This window comes from Magnetococcus sp. PR-3 (genome assembly GCF_036689865.1).
In the GTDB taxonomy this organism is placed as follows: Bacteria; Pseudomonadota; Magnetococcia; order Magnetococcales; family Magnetococcaceae; genus Magnetococcus.
The window spans coordinates 1-1,459 of the sequence record NZ_JBAHUQ010000076.1 but is presented as its reverse complement, the minus strand read 5'-3'; the positions used below and the strand labels follow the sequence as shown (position 1 = coordinate 1,459).

2 tRNA genes and 1 pseudogene are annotated in these 1,459 nt (G+C 43.0%); 1 reads left to right on the top strand and 2 read right to left on the bottom strand.

The window, feature by feature from the left end:
- Positions 1-51: 51 nt before the first annotated feature.
- Positions 52-126: transfer RNA gene (locus V5T57_RS20595), tRNA-Val, on the bottom strand.
- Positions 127-876: 750 nt separating this feature from the next.
- Here V5T57_RS20595 and V5T57_RS20590 point away from each other — a divergent pair.
- Positions 877-952 (top strand) — tRNA-Thr (locus tag V5T57_RS20590).
- Between the two features lie 314 nt (positions 953-1,266).
- Here V5T57_RS20590 and V5T57_RS20585 read toward each other — a convergent pair.
- Positions 1,267-1,459, bottom strand: a pseudogene (locus V5T57_RS20585) (IS5/IS1182 family transposase); the annotation flags it as partial.

The following is a 1,459-nucleotide window of genomic DNA, read 5'->3' as shown; positions in this document are numbered from 1 at the left end:
GCACACAACGAAAAACGGCCTCCTAATAGGAGGCCGTTAATTTCGTAAAAATGGTGGGCGATACTGGGTTTGAACCAGTGACCCCTGCCATGTCAAGGCAGTGCTCTACCGCTGAGCTAATCGCCCGTTGTGTACTACGGAGCCGCTATTATGCAGATATTGGGCGGGCATGGCAACAGATTTTTTTAGTTTTTTTGAAAGAGTCTATTAACTTATTAAAACAATGGATTAAGCTGTTCTTTCTATACCAAGCATGCTGGCCATAACTGCTTTGGCGGGTGAATGGGTACAGCTAATTGTTAATATATAAGAACTGTCGTTGTAATCGATTTTCTGTAAGAGATTGCGAAAAACCCCGTCAGTCTAGTCGGGGGCCCGTTAAGCCGTTACGGTGGGTCGTGGTCATAAGGTCGAGTGACATTCGCCATTCTGAATTCAGACCTCAAAATACCGCAACTAGGCCGATTCATGAATGCCTGACATGATATCAGCAATATCTATGATAATATGATCAAAAATATATTTTTTTATATGAGGTCGTACTAGACATAAATAACCATTCTTGTCTGGTCTGTTATCTACAGGCTGGTAGTCTATTGGTCTCTACTCTTTGCTCATGAGGCCTGTTGTGTGGTCGGCAACCCTCTTAGGTTCTAAGTACTTCTTTCTCTTGCTAAGATTAGAGAATGTAAAGGCAGTTCTTACCTCTGCCTAGTGAGAAGGTGAGTCATACTTTACAAGTATAAAAGATCCGTCCTTGCAAGCTTAAAGGCATCGTCTCTTAAATGCATCCTTAGAGACAATAGATCCTAAATTGATGTACGCAAAAACTCCCTTGACTGTCTATTATTCGCCATCTAAGATTCCAGCATTCAGGCCACCTTAGCTCAGTTGGTAGAGCAGTTCACTCGTAATGATCAGGCCTTCGGTTCAATTCCGGAAGGTGGCACCATTTATCTATTTAGACGTCAGTACCTTAGCCATGCTATAGCATGGCTTTTTTCTTGGGCAAAAATCAGAGGTTGCCTTATTGTTGCCTAAACCATCATTTCGAGTGCTATTGATTTTTTACTACCCAACAAGCTTCAAGCCATGATTTATCTCTACATGGAGTGTGATGTTGTTGGAGTATTCCAGCAGATGTTCACTGCCCAGGTAACCAGACCTTTTCACCATGGATGGTGATAGCCATGCCCCCATTCCTGGATTACACTTCAGTTCCAGATAACGTTTCAATACAAAAGACAATTATAATTCGTCGATCGTTCAGAAGCTCGTTTGAGTAATGGGTTCCAAGGTTGATTCCTGGGATGACATGAAGGTCTGTATCCAGAAAAGCAGCCAAAGAAGCCTCAGCTTCTTCAAAATGAGGCGGAGGTTATAGCCAATCCCTGAAATTAGGGCATTCAACTGGTCACCGAGCAGACCTCGGAGAAAGTTTCTATCCAACCGGCCCTCA